Annotated in this window: 15 protein-coding genes and 1 pseudogene; 13 read left to right on the top strand and 3 right to left on the bottom strand. The window is 71.2% G+C overall.

The window, feature by feature from the left end; translation table 11 throughout:
• A partial coding sequence (locus tag IF01_RS0127140) for a cold-shock protein (RefSeq protein WP_030393227.1) occupies positions 1-174 on the bottom strand: 174 nt, incomplete at its 3' end.
• 505 nt (positions 175-679) lie between these two features.
• On the opposite strand from IF01_RS0127140, the gene IF01_RS0127135 reads away from it, so the two are divergent.
• Both IF01_RS0127135 and IF01_RS51595 read left to right on the top strand, forming a co-directional pair.
• Positions 680-907 (top strand): hypothetical protein, encoded by a 228-nt coding sequence (locus IF01_RS0127135; protein WP_030396173.1) that lies wholly within the window; start codon positions 680-682, stop codon positions 905-907.
• 383 nt (positions 908-1,290) lie between these two features.
• Positions 1,291-1,581: pseudogene (locus IF01_RS51595) on the top strand (transposase); the annotation flags it as partial.
• Between the two features lie 78 nt (positions 1,582-1,659).
• Here the strand turns inward: IF01_RS51595 and IF01_RS0127130 are convergent.
• Both IF01_RS0127130 and IF01_RS0127125 read right to left on the bottom strand, forming a co-directional pair.
• Positions 1,660-1,881 (bottom strand): hypothetical protein, encoded by a 222-nt coding sequence (locus IF01_RS0127130; RefSeq protein ID WP_030396172.1) that lies wholly within the window; start codon positions 1,879-1,881, stop codon positions 1,660-1,662.
• A 198-nt stretch (positions 1,882-2,079) separates the two neighbouring features.
• Positions 2,080-2,979, bottom strand: a complete 900-nt coding sequence (locus IF01_RS0127125) for a ribosome-inactivating family protein (RefSeq protein WP_078880335.1) — start codon at positions 2,977-2,979, stop codon at positions 2,080-2,082.
• Between the two features lie 737 nt (positions 2,980-3,716).
• Here IF01_RS0127125 and IF01_RS0127120 point away from each other — a divergent pair.
• From IF01_RS0127120 to IF01_RS0127070, 11 genes are all read left to right on the top strand, one after another.
• Positions 3,717-4,397: a TMEM175 family protein gene (locus IF01_RS0127120; protein ID WP_037781258.1), complete on the top strand. Its 681-nt coding sequence runs from the start codon at positions 3,717-3,719 to the stop codon at positions 4,395-4,397.
• 383 nt (positions 4,398-4,780) lie between these two features.
• Positions 4,781-5,443 carry a hydrolase gene (locus IF01_RS0127115; RefSeq protein ID WP_030396169.1) on the top strand — a complete coding sequence of 221 codons (663 nt, stop codon included), beginning with the start codon at positions 4,781-4,783 and terminating at the stop codon, positions 5,441-5,443.
• A gap of 5 nt (positions 5,444-5,448) precedes the next feature.
• The gene (locus IF01_RS0127110; protein WP_030396168.1) at positions 5,449-5,970 is read left to right on the top strand and encodes a DoxX family protein; all 522 of its coding nucleotides are present in this window, start codon (positions 5,449-5,451) and stop codon (positions 5,968-5,970) included.
• 87 nt (positions 5,971-6,057) lie between these two features.
• A complete protein-coding gene (locus tag IF01_RS0127105; protein ID WP_030396167.1) occupies positions 6,058-6,654 on the top strand; it encodes a Dps family protein in 597 nt (198 codons plus the stop codon).
• Positions 6,654-8,081 (top strand): dihydrolipoyl dehydrogenase family protein, encoded by a 1,428-nt coding sequence (locus IF01_RS0127100; RefSeq protein ID WP_030396166.1) that lies wholly within the window; start codon positions 6,654-6,656, stop codon positions 8,079-8,081. Before IF01_RS0127105 ends, IF01_RS0127100 begins: the two co-directional genes overlap by 1 nt.
• Positions 8,082-8,162: 81 nt before the next feature.
• On the top strand, positions 8,163-8,906 hold the full coding sequence (locus IF01_RS0127095; protein ID WP_030396165.1) for an acetate uptake transporter family protein: 744 nt from the start codon (positions 8,163-8,165) through the stop codon (positions 8,904-8,906).
• Positions 8,907-8,967: 61 nt separating this feature from the next.
• Positions 8,968-9,693, top strand: a complete 726-nt coding sequence (locus IF01_RS0127090; protein ID WP_030396164.1) for an alpha/beta fold hydrolase — start codon at positions 8,968-8,970, stop codon at positions 9,691-9,693.
• Positions 9,694-9,854: 161 nt separating this feature from the next.
• Positions 9,855-11,183 carry an ABC transporter substrate-binding protein gene (locus IF01_RS0127085; RefSeq protein WP_030396163.1) on the top strand — a complete coding sequence of 443 codons (1,329 nt, stop codon included), beginning with the start codon at positions 9,855-9,857 and terminating at the stop codon, positions 11,181-11,183.
• Positions 11,183-12,148, top strand: a complete 966-nt coding sequence (locus IF01_RS0127080) for a carbohydrate ABC transporter permease (protein WP_030396162.1) — start codon at positions 11,183-11,185, stop codon at positions 12,146-12,148. The genes IF01_RS0127085 and IF01_RS0127080 overlap by 1 nt, the downstream gene beginning before the upstream one ends.
• Positions 12,145-13,050 carry a carbohydrate ABC transporter permease gene (locus tag IF01_RS0127075; protein ID WP_030396161.1) on the top strand — a complete coding sequence of 302 codons (906 nt, stop codon included), beginning with the start codon at positions 12,145-12,147 and terminating at the stop codon, positions 13,048-13,050. Before IF01_RS0127080 ends, IF01_RS0127075 begins: the two co-directional genes overlap by 4 nt.
• Positions 13,051-13,061: 11 nt before the next feature.
• Positions 13,062-15,860 (top strand): ATP-binding protein, encoded by a 2,799-nt coding sequence (locus tag IF01_RS0127070; RefSeq protein WP_078880342.1) that lies wholly within the window; start codon positions 13,062-13,064, stop codon positions 15,858-15,860.
• The last annotated feature ends 10 nt before the right edge of the window (positions 15,861-15,870 follow it).

Below are 15,870 nucleotides of genomic sequence, written 5' to 3'. Positions count from 1 at the left end.
GCCCTTCTGGCCCTGCGTGACGTCGAACTCGACCTTCTGGCCCTCGAGCAGCTCGCGGAAGCCGTTGGCGTTGATGTTCGAGTAGTGGGCGAAGACGTCCGGGCCGCCACCCTCCTGCTCGATGAAGCCGAAGCCCTTTTCCGCGTTGAACCACTTCACAGTGCCATTAGCCATAAAGAAATCTCCTTCAAGGGGCTGTCCGAAACCCGCACAGTGCGCGCTCCGAGTCGCCGCGATGAGCACCCACCCGGGGAAGAGCCGGGAAACAAAAAGGCGCCTGCGAAACATCAGCAGGCGCACACAAAGTTCATGGGAACCACTACTGCAACTAGGGAGACTCTAGCAGGCCCCAGCCCGCCACGGGCGGATATTCCACCCCCGGTTCTGCGGCGCCTCGCGCCGGGCGCCGCCGACCACGAGGCCGCAGGACCGTCAACACGCTTGATTGGCAGCCTGGTTGGCCAGCTGCAGCGCCTTCGGAGGCCACTGCCCGGCTTACCTGGACGGGCGGGTCGCGCAGGCCCTGAGGCGCCCGCCCTGCCACGCCGGCCCCGCACCGCGCCCACCGGCGCGACCGGCGATCATTGCGGGCGGCGTGCGCGAAATTCTTGTCGCAGCTGCGAAATCGAATACGCCGGAGAAGGCCCGCTCCCGCGATTTTCGGCGCATACTGCAGGGGATGACGAAATCTGCAGCAGTTCGCCGCGTCCTGCCCACCAGTCCCTTCAAGGCCCGGATCGAGGCGCCGCGCAAGCACTTCGCCGTCGGCGACCGCGTCACCCACGACACCTACGGCCTCGGCCGGGCCGTCGGGGTCGAAGGCGACAGCGACATCGCGGTACTCGTCGACTTCGGATCGCGGCGGGAACGCATCACCCAGCCCTACACCGCGATGTTCAAACTCTGACCCAGGACGCACGCGGCTCCCGGCCGGGAACACCGCAGCGCACAGGGTGCGTCTCGTGGACGGCATGCCGTCCACGAGACGCACACCCCGACCTGGCCGAACCGCGCCCACCGGTCCGGCCCGGAGTCCCACCTGCAACGGCCGGAAAGACGCGCGACGAGTCGCCCTTGGCGGCCGACAGCGGGCCGGGCGGGCGACAAACTCCGTGCGTGGATGACAAACACCCGTTTGAGTCCGTCTGCGCAGTGCCCTCCCTCCGAGGGTTCGAGCCGGTGCCGCCCCAGGCCGCCGGGCTCTCCGCCCAGCACCGACCAGGGACCGGCCTGGTGCTGCACGGAGTCCCGGCCAGGACCTGATCGACACCAGCCTCCAAGCCTGTCCGCATCCCGCCGACGCTGCCGGGCGCGCCGAGTTCCGCGGCATCCGCAGCGCGCTCGTACTCGCCCTGTCGGAAGTCCTCGGCGCCTCGGGCTTCACCGTCACCACCCCTCGGAGCCGACCTCCTCGTCACCGCCGGACCACACGATCCGGGCGATGCCCCGGCCCTCAAGCGCTGCGACGACGCCAAAGGGTTCGTGGTACTGCCCCGCAGGTGGATCGTGGAACGGTCCTTCTCCTGGCTGATCCGGGTCCGGCGCCTGGCCCGCGACTACGAGACCCGCATCAACAGCGCACAGGCGATGGCCTGGTGGGTCGCGGGCATCCCGGCCACCCGCCGACTGGCTCGCTCGGGCCGACCTCCCCGCGCCGCGTCAAGCGGTCCGCGGCCTGAACAGCCCCGGCCACGCCTCGGTCAACCAGCCCCGCTCCACCAGCCGCTTTGCCCTGAATCGGGCCGCCTGCTCCTTCCCGTCACTCGCCGGCCAGCCCAGATGCTCGCGCATCACCCGCGCCCGCACCCCCTCCCCGCCGCCGGCCGCGTCGCGCTCGACCAGGCCCGCGACCCGCGCGCACTCGGGCGGCAGTACCTCCACCCCCAACTCGTCACGCCACGAGAGGACTTCGACCCACGGCCCGTCACAACGGCTGGTGCCACGGGCCTCACAGCCATGCCCAATTCGGAACCACGCCCGCTTCAACGACGGACCCCGCCGCAACGCAAGGTCCCCAGCCCTCATACCAACGGAGAACTACCGATGACACGATGCGACAAGCCTCCCGACAAAGCACTACTAGCGGGGACGCGACCCGCTGTAGAGGTCCAGGTAGCCCACGTACAGCATCAGCTGCTGCAACGTGTAGAACGTCTGACCACCGGCAAAGATGGGCGGGGTACCGGCATTGTTCATGACCCGGTAGACCCAGTTCGAGATCCCGGCCCAGTTCGTCTCCAGGTTGACGTTGTCCCGGCCGATCTGGGCGAGACCGTGATCGCGGATGTTGCCGCGGATGTTGTCGAAGATCCGCCCGAAGCGCGCTGCCTCCGAGGTGGCCTGGATCATCATGATGAGGGAGTCCGCCAGGACGGCGCGCCCGCTGGCGCTGTTCTGGAGAGCGGCGATCTGACGGACCTGCCGCAGGGCGTTGTCGAGCCTCGGCCCGTTGATCTGCTGGTTGTACCGAGTGTCACCACCGGGAAGGCCGTTGTAGTTGCTGGACCAGGGGAGGGTGCTCGCCTGGACGCCCAGCACCCGGTTGAAGCGCTCCCTCGACGCGTTGCCGTCGTTGAATACCCAGTGCGTGCCCCCGACCTGGTAGAAGCCGGCCAGGTACAGGTTGTGCGGCCAGAAGTAAATGGCCCCCTGGTAGGCGCCGCTCTGGAACAGGCTGATCTGGATGAGCTGGTCGTTGTCCGCCACGACGGTCTCGTCCAGGTCGGTCCTGAACCAGTCGTGGCTGCTGAGCGAGTGGAGCTGGGCGATCACGTCCCAGTACCGCTGGTGCGCCTGAGCACCGCCGCCGCTCAGGTCGCTGATTTCCCAGTTGATGTTGCTGAGACGGTTGTTCGTGTCGGCGTGCGCCGCGGGCGGTGTCATACCCATGAGCCCGACCGCCAGCGCCAGGGCGACCAGTGAGCCGACCAGCCGTCGGCGCACGCGTACCAGTGCACCGGGTCCGTTCATTGTGAGCATGCGGGAATCCCTCGATCGTGTAACGACAGGTCGTCAGCGCGCCCGCCCGGCCACCGGCTTTCGCACACGGCGAGCACCCACGGCGCGCTGTCGGCACGCTAATCGACCCTGTGATCCATTGATGTGCCGTCAGGGCCTCGGCCCTTGACCAGCAGTGCACCGCCGTCCTGTCGTCGCCGACCGCCCCCGGCAGCCGCCCCCGTGAGCCCCGTCCCGGGCCGCGCCCGTCAGCGGGCCGCTCAGCCTGTCGGCGGCCGTGTTCCTGGCCCTGACAACCGAGATGCTGCCGGCCGGCCTCCTGCCTTCGACGGCCCGCGAAGCCGCCGCACACTTCTCATTCGCCTGACACACTCGGCGGCCTCCTCCACGAGTACCAACATGCGACCTGATCGGGGCGGATGAGGTTTTCGGCAAGAGCAGGTATGTGCAGCCGTCGGAGGACGAAGACCTCCGACGGCTGTTCGCGCACAGGCCAGAACCGGGGCACGGATGGACCGACCGGCTATGACCGGCGGACGTACGGTGACGACCGGTGTCGACCTCGCCTGCCCGTGCAGCCCGGTCCATGCCCCACTCGCCCCGTAGGGCGCGCCGCGGCCTCCGCCTTCCCCGGCGGAGGCCTGGTGGATGTCGACGAGCGGCGGCCATTCCGCCCGGAGTGCTCCGGTGTGCCGTCGGTGGCACAACGACCTCGGGCTCATCGGGTGGTGCGGCCCGGGACCGGAGGAGAGAACGACATGACGGACGACCACGGCCTCCCGCGGAGGCTCGCTCGCTCCGAGACCGCCCGCGCGGAGGCGTTCAGCGACGGCGTGCTGGCCATCGCCGTGACCATCCTGGTCCTCGGGCTCACGGATCCGCCCCACGAACCGGGCGGACTCGGGCGGGCCCTGCTCCGCCAGTGGCCGGTCTACCTCGGCTACCTGGCCTCCTTCAGCTATGTGGCGGTCATCTGGCTGAATCACCATCAGGCCTTCGTTCGGATACGTGCCATGGATCGCGGGTTGCACGCGGCCAATCTCCTCCTGCTCTTCACCACGGCGGCGCTCGCCTTTCCCACCGCGGTGCTGTCGGGCGCGCTGCAGAACAGCGTCATCGACAGCGACGCTCGCGTGGCCGTCGCGCTGTACGCCGGGATCGCGGCAGGCATGTGCGGCAGCTGGATCGTGCTCTACAGCCATCTGGACCGGCGTCCGGAACTGCTGCACCACGCTGTCGAACCCTCCTACGTCGCTCACGGCAGGCTCCGCTCGTGGGCCGGCGTGATGGCGTATCTCCTCGCCGGTGCGGTCGGTGCGCTGACCGCCCCGGTCGTCGCACTCGCCGTGTTCGTCGTGCTGCCGGTCTTCTACTTCCTGACCAGCGAGGGGTTGCGGCTGCCCGGTCGCGGCCGACGGGAAGCGAATCGCCAGGAGTAGGCGAGAGAACCGGCGAGCCGTCCGGCCGGCACACCTGGTGCATGCTTAAGGGCCTCCCACGGATGAGATGTACCGTGGGAGGCCCCCGCGTCTATGTCGAGGAACCGGTCCTCGCCGAGCACGAGCCGGCCGTCCAGGGCCAGCTCGGTGGAGGTACGGGCGCTCCGGACGGGCCGCAGTCTGCCGAGAAGCGGCGTCACCGGGTGGGCTGCTGCCTCCGCGTCACCGCGTCACCGCGCCGATTCATCCCCCGGTAGTGCGCTGTGGTGCCAATTCCTGAGCACAGAGGGAGGATTCGGCCGATCGATCCGGCCGTAGTTTCGGGGTGTGCCGAAGCCGCGAATGCGGTGAGCACCCTACCGATTGCTCCGAAAGGATCCCTCATGTTCGACATCACCAAGGTTCAGGCCGCCCCGAGTTCGGACCTCCTCACGCCCGACAACGCGGTCATGCTCTTCGTGGACCACCAGCCGCAGATGTTCTTCGGCACCGGCAGCGGTGACCGCACCGCGATCATCAACAGCACCGTGGGGCTCGCCAAGGCGGCTCGGGCTTTCGGCGTGCCGGCCGTCCTGACCACGGTGGCCGCCGAGTCCTTCTCCGGGCCTCTGCTGCCTCAGCTCGCCGAGGTGTTCCCCGAGCACGAGATCATCGACCGGACGAGCATGAACGCCTGGGAGGACGAGGCCCTCGTCGCGGCGGTCAAGGCGACCGGGCGCAAGAAGATCGTCCTCGCCGGCCTGTGGACCGAGGTCTGTCTGGTGCTGCCCGCGCTCTCCGCGCTGGAGCAGGGGTACGAGGTGTACGTCGTCTCGGACGCCTCCGGTGGCGTCAGCCCGGCCGCCCACGAGCACGCACTGCAGCGGATGCTGGCCGCCGGCGCGGTGCCGGTGACCTGGGTGCAGGTGCTCCTGGAGCTGCAGCGCGACTGGGCGCGCCAGGAGACGTACGGCGCGGTCATGGAGATCGTCAAGGCCCACGCGGGTGCGTACGGCCTGGGCGTCGTGTACGCGCAGAGCGTCATCGGCGCGCACGCCGCGGGCTGACGCCCGTGGACACCGGCATTCTGATCCTTCGTCTGCTGGCGGGCCTGCTCGTCGCCGGTCACGGCGTGCAGAAGATCAGCTCCCACCTGGGCGGCAAGGGACTCGAGGGCGGGACGGAGGAGTTCCGCGCCGACGGCTTCCGCGGCGGTGTCGTCACCGCCCTGGCGGCGGGCGGCGGCCAGATCGGCTCCGGGCTGCTGCTCGCCGCCGGCTTTCTGACCCCGCTCGCCGCGACCGGCGTCATCGGGGTCATGACGGTCGCGCTCACCGTGAAGTGGCACCACGGACTCTGGGTGCAGAACGACGGGTACGAGTACCCGCTCGTCCTCATCGGCACCGCCGCCGCTCTCGCTGCCACCGGCCCCGGCGCGTGGTCCTTGGACGCGGCCCTCGGCCTCACTCCGTACCCGCTGTGGTGGGTCGCCGCCGCCCTCGTGGCCGGCCTCGGCAGCGGGCTGCTCACCCGGCTCGTACTGCACGGCCGGGCCCCGGCGGCGGCGCGGACCGCGGCCCCCGGCGGCCGCTGAGTACGAGCCGCCACAGACCGGGTCCGGCCGCCCTGCGACCCCCGCGCGGGCGGCCGGGCCCTCCCACCTTCCACACCAGGAGTACCGATGGAAACCGCGACCACCGCATCCACCACCGCACCCTCGCGCGGCGGCGGTCAGCCGCTGCTGCACCAGAAGGGCGGCGAGACCCAGGCGTTCGGCACGCTGAAGCAGCTGCCGATCGGCCTCGGCCACGACACCCGCATGTACGCCTGCCAGCGCCTCAACCGCGTGCTCGCCGATACGCAGATCCTGTACTCCCTCTACAAGAAGCACCACTGGCTGATGCGCGGGGCGACCTTCTACTCGCTCCACCTGATGCTGGACAAGCACGCGGAGGCCCAGCTGGCCGTCGTGGACGCGCTGGCCGAGCGAATCCAGAGCCTAGGCGGTGTCGCGGTCGCAGACCCGCGCCACGTCGCGGAGCTGACGGCCATTCCGCGACCGCCGAACGGTGTGGAGAAGGTCCCCGTCATGCTGTCGCGGCTCCTCGACGCGCACGAGCGGATCCTGATCGACGCGCGGGACGCCGCCGCCCGGATCTCGGCGGAGGGCGACGAGGGCAGCACCGACCTGCTCGTCTCCGAGGTCATCCGCCCCGGCGAGGCGCAGGTGTGGTTCCTGGCCGAACACCTCGTGGACACCCCTCTGGTGCAGAGCTGATGGAGGAGACGTTCGACGTCGTCGTGGTCGGCGGCGGGCCGGGCGGCGAGGTCGTCGCCGACCGGATCGTCCGGTCCGGTATGACCGCCGTCCTCGTCGAAGCCGAGGCGGTCGGCGGCGAGTGCTCCTACCGCGCGTGCGTGCCGAGCAAGGCCCTGCTCCGTCCCGGCGCGGCCCGGGAGGCCGCGCGGTCGGTCGACGGGTCCCGGCAGGCGGTCACGGCGGCACTCGACCCGGCGCGGGTCCTGGCCCGCCGTGACCGGTTCACCGGCCGCGGTGACGACACCGGACAGGCCGACTGGCTGACCAGTGCCGGCATACCCCTCGTACGAGGGCACGGACGGCTCGCCGGGGAGCGCCGGGTGGAGGTGACCGGGGCCGACTGCGCCGTCCGCATCCTGCGGGCCCGGTACGCGGTCGTGCTCAGCCCCGGCACGGAACCCGCGCTGCCGCCGGTCGAAGGGCTCGACCGGATCGGTGTGTGGACCAACCGGCAGGCCACCACGGCCGATGCGGTGCCCGAGCGGCTCGTCGTCCTCGGCGGCGGGGTGGTGGCCTGCGAGATGGCCACCGCATGGGGCTCACTCGGCTCCACCGTCACCCTGCTCGTCCGCGACCAGGCTCTGCTGACGGGCTGGGAACCGCGTGCCGGCGAGGAAGTCGCCCGCGGACTGACCACCCTGGGCGTGACGGTCCGCTTCGGGGTCTCGGCCCTCCGGGTCGCCCGCGACGGGGCCGCTCGCACCGTGACCGTGGAGACCGACGACGGCGCCGTCCTGGCGTGCGACGAGGTACTGGCCGCCGTCGGCCGGCGCCCCCGCACGGCGGACCTCGGCCTGGAGACCGTCGGGCTGCCGGGCGGTGACTGGCTCCCGGTCGACGACACCTGTCGCGTCACCGCCCTCGACGGCAGCTGGCTGTACGCCGTCGGCGACGTGAACCACCGCGCGCCGCTCACCCACATGGCCAAGTACCAGGCCCGTGCCTGCGCCGCGGCGATCGCCGAACGAGCCGCAGGCCGCCCGGCGGACAGCGGCGACTGGCAGGCCTGGAGCGCGCAGGCCGACCACGTCGCCGTCCCGCAGGCCGTCTTCACGCATCCCGAGATCGCGAGCGTCGGCCTCACCGAACGAGCGGCACGCGAAGCGGGTGTCGCCGTACGCGTGGTGGAGTACCGAATCGGCGACGTCACCGGAGCCGCGCTGTACGCCGACGACTACCGCGGCTACGCCAAGCTCGTCGTGGACGAGACCCGCGGAGTCGTCGTCGGCTGCACCCTCACCGGCCCCATGGCGACCGAACTCATCCACACCGCCACCGTCGCCATCGTGGGCGAAGTCCCGCTCGAACGTCTGCGGCACACCGTCCCCGCCTTCCCGACGGTCAGCGAGGTCTGGCTGCGCCTCCTTGAGGCGTACGGCATCTGAGGCGACCTCCGCCCGTGCCCTCCGCGAGCCCTGCTCGCCTCCCCCGCCCCTGCTCCGGGCGCTGAACGAGAGATCCCCACCATGAGTCCGACCTCCCCCTCCACCACCGGCGGCGCCGACGACGTACAGGGCAGCCGGCCGGACGTTCCCCCGGAACGCCGCTTCGAACCCGACCTCCGGTCGATGACCCGGATCAACCTCCGCCCCATCGCCTCCCCCATGCCGCTGGGCTTCTTCACGGTGGCGATCGCCTCCGTGATGACGGGGTGCATGCAGCTCGGCCTCTTCGACGCAGAGGCCCGCGGCGCCGTCGCCCTGTGCGTGCTGCCGGCCTTCGCGCTGCAGTTCCTGGTGAGCATCCTGGCATTCGGCGCCCGGGACGTGATCGCGGCGACGCTGATGGGCATCTTCGCCGGCAGTTGGCTGGCCTACGCGCTCGTCATGTTCAGCGGCGCGCCCGACGGTCTGCGCGTGCTGGGCGTCTTCAACCTTGCCTTTCTGTGTTTCGGGGCGCTGATGACCGCCGTGACACGGCCCAAGCGCGCACTGTGGCTCGTCCTGCTGGTCTCCCTGCCCCGCTGGGCGACCACCGGTCTGTCGGGTCTCACCGGCGCCGAATGGCTCACCCGCACGTCGGGGGCCCTCGGTCTCGTGGTGGCGATCGTCGCGATGTACACCGCCTTCGCCCTGATGCTGGAGGACATGCGCAGCGAGGAGGTCCTGCCCATCGGCCGCAGCGGGCCGGCCCACACCGCTGTCGAGGGCGACCTCGCGGTCCAGCTCCGCAACCTGGAACGCCAGGCCGGCGTGCGACGAACGCTCTGACCGTCCCGCGCTCGTGAACACCGCAACCGCACCGTCACAACGACTGAACAGGAGTTCCCCCATGTCCCGATCCGCCGAACCCACCGTCGTGCTGGTCCACGGCGCCTTCGCCGACGCCTCCAGTTACGCCCGCGTCATACCGGAGCTGACCGCCGCGGGCCTGAAGGCAGTGGCTCCCGCCGTGCCCAACCGCAGCCTGGTGGAAGACGCCGCGTACATCGCCTCGGTGATACGTGCTGTCGACGGACCCGTGATCCTGGTCGGCCACTCCTACGGTGGCGCCGTCATCACCCTCGCCGGCGTGGAGGAGAACGTCCGGGCACTCGTCTACCTGGCGGGATACGCGCTGGAGGAGGGCGAGAGCCTGGGCGAGCTGCAGGGGCGTTTCCCCGACTCCGGCCTCGCTGACGCGCTCGTCTTCACGCCGTTCCCCGCGATCGGATCCGCCGAGGCCGGCACCGACGTCTCGGTGGATGTCGAGCGGTTCCCCGCCCTCTTCGCCGCCGACGTCGACCCCGGGCTCGCCGCGGTGCTCGCCGTCTCCCAGCGCCCCCTGGCCGCGCGGGCCTTCTCGGAGGCGGCCCCGGTCGCGGCCTGGAAGAGCAAGCCGTCGTGGGGCCTGGTCGCCACCTCCGACCGGACCATCAACCCCGACGTGGAGCGCTACGGCTACGAGCGGGCCGGCATGACCACCGTCGAGGTCGACTCCTCGCACCTGGTCATGCTCGCCCGGCCCGAAGCAGTGGCCGCGCTGATCCAGGACGCGGCCCGGTCCGTCACCCGCTGACCCGCCCGCGCCACCGGTGCCCGTCCGAGCCCACCCTCCGGTGTGGGCTCGGACGGGCACACAAGCCTGTGACCTCGAACGATTGGTTGATTATGTTCGAACGCTGGTAGCTTCGGTCCGCCCCCGAGAACACTCGGCGGGCGAACGGAGGAAGCACACCCATGAGGTTCGGCGCGAGGCTCGCGCTCGCCGTTATCGCCATCGTCGTCACGGCCGCCGCATGCGTCGCCCCTCCCAGCGCTTCCTCGTCCGGCGAGGCCGGGGACTGCGGGCCGTACACGCGGTACGGCAAACACCCCGGGACCCACGTCACCGTCTACGCGCCCAGCCGGGACAGGGAAGCAGACCTGTTCGAAGAGACCTGGGCCGGCTTCGCCGCCTGCACGGGGATCGACGTCCAGTACGAGGGAAACGGGGAGTTCGAGGCCCAGATCCAACTCCGGGTCGAGGGCGGCCACGCCCCCGACGTGGCGTTCTTCGCCCAGCCCGGGCTCCTGGAACGATTCGCGCGCGGGGGGAAGCTCCGACCCGCGAGCGCGGAGCTCGTCTCCCTGGCCGAACAGGGCTGGTCGGCGGACTGGAACAGCTACGCGACCGTGAACGGCACCCTCTACGGCACTCCGTTGGTCGCGAACGTGAAGTCCTTCGTCTGGTACTCGCCGAAGCTCTTCCGCGACAGGGGGCTGACCGTCCCCCGCACCTGGGCCGAACTGATGGACGTGACGGAGAAGGTCGCCGCATCGGGGGTCAAACCGTGGTGTGCGGGCCTCGAATCCGGCGAGGCCACCGGATGGCCCGTGACGGACTGGATCGAGGACGTCCTGCTCCGCCAGCAGGGGCCGGACGTCTACGACCAGTGGGTCTCCCACCGGATCCCGTTCAACGACCCGCGAGTGGTCCGGGCCATGGACACGGTGGGATCGATCCTCAGGAGCGACCGCTATGCCAACGGCGGCTACGGATCGGCCCGCTCGATGGCCTCGATCTCCTACCAGGACGGCGGCACGCCGATCCTCTCCGGCGACTGCGCGATGCACCGCCAGGCGTCGTTCTACGCCGAGCACTGGCCGAAGGGCACCCGGATCGGACCGGACGGGGACGTGTTCGCCTTCCTCCTTCCGGGGGCGGACACGACCAGCAAGCCCGTCCTGGGCGGAGGGACGTTCGCCACGGCGTTCTCCGACCGCCCCGAGGTGCGAGCCTTCCGGGAATACCTGGCGAGCGCCGACTTCGCCAACGCTCGGATGAAGAAGGGCCCCTTCGTCTCCGCGAACAAGGGAGTGGATCCGGCCGACGCCGCCGGCCCGATCGACAAACTCTCGATCCAGCTGCTCCAGGATCCCCGGACACAGTTCAGGTTCGACGGTTCCGACCAGATGCCCGCGGCCGTCGGCGCGGGCACCTTCTGGAAGGGAGCCGTCGACTGGATCAGCGGCAAGGACACCGAATCGGTGGCGGCGGCCATCGAACGGTCCTGGCCGAGCCACTGATGCCGTTCGACGTCGTCGCTCAGCAACCGAAGCTGGCCCACCTTCTCCAGGGCGTCGTCGCGTTCTCGGCCGTGGTCGGCCTGATCCTCCTGGCACTGCACCGAGGGCCGGCACGGAGGCGGGGCGCGGCCTTCCTGCTGCTGGCCCCCGCCCTGCTGCTGCTCACCATTGGCCTCCTTCTGCCCGGCCTGCACACCCTGGGCCTGTCGTTCATGGACGACGAAGGGGACACCTGGGTCGGCGTCGACAACTACGTGTGGATGTTCACCGACCCCGAGGCGCTGATCGCGCTCCGCAACACCCTGGCGTGGGTGGTGCTCGTGCCCCCGCTGGTGACGGGGATCGGTCTCCTCTACGCCGCGGCCGTCGTCCGTGCGCGGTTCCGGGCGCTCGCCCTGTCCCTCGTCCTGCTGCCGATGGCGATCTCGTTCGTCGGCGCCGGCCTGGTCTGGAAGTTCGTCTACGCCTACCGGCCGGCCGGCGCGGAGCAGATCGGGCTGCTGAACGAACTCGTCGTGGCGTTCGGCGGCGAGCCGAGACAGTGGCTCGTGGACTCCCCCTGGAACGTCCTGTTCCTCATCGTGGCGATGGTGTGGGCCCAGACAGGCTTCGCGGCCCTCCTGCTGGCAGGCGCGATCACGGCGGTTCCCGGCGAGATCGTCGAGGCGGCCCGGCTGGACGGCGCGTCACCGCGGCAGATCCTCCGGCACATCACCGTGCCGTCGATCAGACCCACGCTGCTCGTCGTCGTCCTCACCGAGGTGATCGGCACCTTCAAGGCGTTCGACATCGTCAAAACCATGACCGCCGGGCAGTTCGACACCGCTGTCATCGCCCACGAGATGTACGACCAGTCCTTCCGCTACGGCCGGACCGGCCACGGCGCGGCCCTCGCGGTGCTGCTCTTCCTCCTCGTCACCCCTGTCGTGGCCTACAAGGTCCGTACGCAGCGGAGCGTGGGGTGAGCGGGGTACGCGGGGTGAGCGGTGTCCGGGAGCGGCTGTCCTCCCGCGTGTTCTCGCTGGCCGCCGTGGTGACCGCGATCCTGTGGACCGTTCCGACGCTCGGTCTGTTCCTCTCCTCGTTCCGTCCCGAGGCCGAGATCAAGACGACCGGCTGGTGGACCGTGTTCGGCTCGCCCCACCTCACGCTCGCCAACTACCGCGAGGTGCTGTTCGGCACCGGGAACGCGTCGGGCCGGCTCGCCGACCACCTCGTCAACTCGATCGTCATCACCCTGCCCTCGGTGCTGTTCCCGCTCACGCTGGCGTTCCTCGCCGCGTACGCCCTGGCGTGGATCGACTTCAAGGGGCGCGATGTGCTCGTCGTCGGCATTTTCGCGCTCCAGATCGTGCCCCTCCAGATGGTGCTCGTCCCACTGCTGCGGCTCTTCTCCCGCGGATGGCTGTTCCTGCCCGCCTGGAACGCCACCGGAGCGGCTCGGTTCAGCCAGGCGTGGTTCGCGCACACGGTCTTCGCGTTGCCGGTCGCGGTGTTCCTCCTCCACAACTACCTGGCCGGACTGCCCCGTGACCTGATCGAGGCAGCCCGGGTCGACGGCGCGTCACACGCGACACTGCTGCTCCGGATCGTGCTGCCGCTGGCCCGCCCGGTCCTGGTGACGTTCGCGGTCATCCAGTTCGTCTGGGTGTGGAACGACCTGCTGGTGGCGATGACGCTGTCGGGCGGGACCGCCGAGACCGCTCCGGTGACGGTCGGACTGGCGGCCATGGCCGGCACGCGCGGCAACGAGTGGCAGCGGCTCACCGCGGGAGCGTTCGTGTCGGCGTTCGTCCCGCTGCTCGTCTTCCTCCTCTTCCGGCGGCACGTCGCCCGAGGTCTGCTCGCGGGGTCCGTCAAGGGATGACACCGCAGGAGATGAGCACGGACGCCCGGCTGAGCCGGCCGGGTCTGCGCGGCCGGGAAGCCGAGCTGGAACAGCTGCGGGCCATGGTCGAGGCGGTGCGCGCCGGCGACGGCAGTGGGATCGCCCTGCTCCTGGGCGAGCCGGGGATCGGGAAGACCGCCCTGCTGGATGAGACCGTCTCGATCGCACGCGCCAGCGGGTTCACCGTCAGCCGGGGGCGCGCCGAGGAGCTGCACGAGCTGGCACCGCTGGCGTCGCTGGCCTCGGGCCTGCTGCACGGCGACCCGCCGCTGCTGGCCGCGGAGGACTTCGCGCACCTGGCGGGCCACCACGACCAGCGCGTCTGGCTGGTCGAACGGCTGGCCCGGCTGATCGAGGAGCGCTCGACGGGCGCTCCCACACTGATCGCGATCGACGACGTCCAGTGGACCGATCCGCTGAGCCGGTTCGCACTGAACGTCATGCCGGCGCGACTGCTGGCCTCCCCGGTTCTCTGGCTGCTCGCGGGGAGGGAGAACCCGGACCTGCGCGGGGGCGCCACCCGGACGGCGACGCTCGCGCTGCGGCCGCTGTCCGGTGCGGCGCTCGCCGAGTTGGCGCGGGACGTACTCGGCGGGACGGTGCCGGATCGCGTCACCGGGTTGCTCGACACCGCCGGCGGTAACCCGTTCCTCGCGACGGAGGTGCTGGAAGGCATCGCGGCGTCGGGTGCGGACGGGGCCGAGCCGCCGGAGCGGCTGGTGCTCGGGGTCCGCGGCAAGCTGTCCGCGCTCCGACCGGGCACCCTCGCATTCCTGCGGATCGGTTCGGTCCTGGGCCGCGCCTTCCACCTCGCCGACGCTGCGGCCCTGTGCGGCAGGCCGGCCTCGGGCCTCATCGGCGAACTGCACGAGGCGATCGGCGCCGGGCTCATCGAGGACGACGGCGAACGCCTCGTGTTCCGCCACGATCTGCTCCGGCAGGCGGTCTACGCCGACCTCGCACCCTCCGCGCGGCGGGCACTGCACCGGGAGGCGGCGAGTCTGCTCGTCGCGGCGGGCCGCACCTCGGCCGACGCTGTCCCGCACCTGCTCAAGAGCGCCGAACCGGGTGACCGGGAGGCGATCCGGCTGCTCGGCCGCGCTGCCTCGGACGTACTCACCGTCATGCCCGACCTCGCCGCCGATCTGTCCGTGCGCGCCATGGACCTGGTGCCGCCCCACGATCCCACGGAGTTCGACGTGGGTGAACGGGCCATCACCGCCCTCACCCGCGCGGGCCGGTACACCCGGGCACGGGAGACCGGCGACGTCCTCCTGGCCCGGCAGCCCCCGTTGGACGTCTTCGCCCGTCTGCAGTCGGTCCTCGGGGACACGCTGTGGCACCTCGACGACATCCATGAGCTGACCCGCCGCTCGAGGGCCGCCCTGGGCGTCGTCACCGACCCGGCGGTCCGCGCCCGGCTGACCGCGCGACTCGCGCTCGCCCAGTCCCGCGGCCGCGACCTCGGCAGCGCTCGCACGACCGCGGAACGGGCGTTCGCCGAGGCGGAGCGCGCACAGGACCGGGAGGCCCGCGTCATCGCGCTGTGGGGCCTGGGCGAGATCGCCCTCAACGCGGGCGAGTGCGCGTCCGCCGTCGACCACCACACGGCGCTCAGCGCGTTCGACGCGGCGTTCCTGCCCGAGGAGGTCGTCGCCCGTGTCCACCTGGACGACTTCGACACGGCCCGGCACCTGCTGCGGACGGCGGGCGACGATCCGCTGCGGCCCGCGATGCTGATGTGGGCGCAGGGAAGCCTGAATCTGGGGCTCGGGCGGCTCGACGACGCGGAGGCCGACCTCGTCACCACCGAGCGGCTGGAAGCGGACATCCACGTGCCCGCGAACCTGGTCAACGTTCGGGTCCACCGGGGCTGGCTGGCGCTGCTGCGTGGCGATCGCGAAGCCGCGGAGGAACACGTCGAGGTCGTCAGGGCGGCGGTGGCCGGCCGGCCGAACCCGGGGAACCACGCCGCCCACCAGTACCTGGAGGCCCTCCTCGCCGACGCCGACGGCGATCACGCGGCGGCGGCCGAACGGCTGCGGTCCGCCCAGCGGGACCACCCCTTCGTCCGCTGGAGGCTCCTGCGCACCCGGTTCGTCGAGGCCGTGCAGATCGCCCTGCGTGCCGGAGACCGGGCCCTGGCCGTGGACCTCGCGGCCCAGGCGGCCGACTACGCCTCCCACAACCCCGCCGTGCCGACGGCACAGGGGACGGCCACGCACACGGCGGCGCTGGTGAACGCCGATCCCGGCCTTCTGGAACGGTCCGTCCGGATCCTTCTCAACGGGCCCCGGCCGCTGCACCTCGCGGCGGCCCGCGCCGACCTCGGCCGCGCGCTGTCTGTCGTAGGAGACGCCGCCGCGATACCCGCCCTGACGAGGGCCTACGAGGCGTACGCCCACGCGGGGGCCGGGTCCGAGGCCGACAGGGTCCGGGCGGAACTGGACCGGGCCGTGACGGGCTCCGGTCGACGCCCGGCCCGCCCTCGCCCCAGCCAGGGGTGGGACGCGCTCACCGCTTCGGAACGCAAGGTCGCCCGGCTCATCGCCGCAGGACACACCAACCGGTCGGCCGCTGCCGCCCTGATCGTGTCTCCGCACACGGTCAACACGCATCTGACGTCGATCTTCCGCAAGCTCTCGGTGAACTCACGGGTCCACCTGACCCGGCTGGTACTGGCGCAGGCCGCAGTCGACGCGACCGGCCCGTCCGCGTCCGCGCACTCTGCGCCCGCGGGCAAGGCCCGGGGCGTCGCACGACAATCGGCGGCGCCTCCCCCGCCATAGCGTGACGGCA

It is taken from the genome of Kitasatospora purpeofusca (genome assembly GCF_000718025.1).
GTDB lineage: Bacteria > Actinomycetota > Actinomycetes > Streptomycetales > Streptomycetaceae > Kitasatospora > Kitasatospora purpeofusca.
The sequence above is the reverse complement of the archived record's forward strand: the minus strand, read 5'-3'. Positions and strand labels throughout refer to the sequence as shown.

Bases quoted from the DNA above. Each gene is read 5' to 3' on its own strand.
- IF01_RS0127135 (WP_030396173.1), top strand. From the start codon at position 680: ATGACGAAATCTGCAGCAGTTCGCCGCGTCCTGCCCACCAGTCCCTTC.
- IF01_RS0127125 (WP_078880335.1), bottom strand. From the start codon at position 2,979: ATGCTCACAATGAACGGACCCGGTGCACTGGTACGCGTGCGCCGACGG.
- IF01_RS0127120 (WP_037781258.1), top strand. From the start codon at position 3,717: ATGACGGACGACCACGGCCTCCCGCGGAGGCTCGCTCGCTCCGAGACC.
- IF01_RS0127115 (WP_030396169.1), top strand. From the start codon at position 4,781: ATGTTCGACATCACCAAGGTTCAGGCCGCCCCGAGTTCGGACCTCCTC.
- IF01_RS0127105 (WP_030396167.1), top strand. From the start codon at position 6,058: ATGGAAACCGCGACCACCGCATCCACCACCGCACCCTCGCGCGGCGGC.
- IF01_RS0127100 (WP_030396166.1), top strand. From the start codon at position 6,654: ATGGAGGAGACGTTCGACGTCGTCGTGGTCGGCGGCGGGCCGGGCGGC.
- IF01_RS0127095 (WP_030396165.1), top strand. From the start codon at position 8,163: ATGAGTCCGACCTCCCCCTCCACCACCGGCGGCGCCGACGACGTACAG.
- IF01_RS0127090 (WP_030396164.1), top strand. From the start codon at position 8,968: ATGTCCCGATCCGCCGAACCCACCGTCGTGCTGGTCCACGGCGCCTTC.
- IF01_RS0127085 (WP_030396163.1), top strand. From the start codon at position 9,855: ATGAGGTTCGGCGCGAGGCTCGCGCTCGCCGTTATCGCCATCGTCGTC.
- IF01_RS0127080 (WP_030396162.1), top strand. From the start codon at position 11,183: ATGCCGTTCGACGTCGTCGCTCAGCAACCGAAGCTGGCCCACCTTCTC.
- IF01_RS0127070 (WP_078880342.1), top strand. From the start codon at position 13,062: ATGAGCACGGACGCCCGGCTGAGCCGGCCGGGTCTGCGCGGCCGGGAA.